The following is a 309-nucleotide window of genomic DNA, read 5'->3' on the forward strand; positions in this document are numbered from 1 at the left end:
GTGGTATCCCTTATATTGGGATACCACAAATGGATAATGGCCGGATTAATTTTGATGCTAATCCCAGACTAATTTCAGAAGATGATTTCAAACATTGGACACGAAAAGCAAATCCAATGTACGGAGATATTATTTTATCTCGTAGATGTAACTCTGGTGAAACTGTTTGCGTCCCAAGAAACTCTAAATTTGCTTTAGGGCAAAACTTAGTTTTATTACGTCCAGAGGGAGAGCGTGTTCACCCAGAATATCTTCGTTGGGCTGTTCATGGTAAGGAGTGGTGGAATGAGGTTGCAAAATATTTAAACC

The 309-nt window shown here is 38.8% G+C and carries 1 protein-coding gene; it reads left to right on the top strand.

Going from position 1 to position 309, the window contains the following annotated elements; genetic code table 11:
• Positions 1–29: 29 nt before the first annotated feature.
• Positions 30–309, top strand: a 280-nt coding sequence (locus AAEZ18_RS18545) for a restriction endonuclease subunit S domain-containing protein (RefSeq protein WP_502935417.1), incomplete at its 3' end; no start/stop codon positions are given.

The organism is Pseudoalteromonas sp. 19-MNA-CIBAN-0066, assembly GCF_040308705.1.
Classification (GTDB): Bacteria; Pseudomonadota; Gammaproteobacteria; order Enterobacterales; family Alteromonadaceae; genus Pseudoalteromonas; species Pseudoalteromonas nigrifaciens.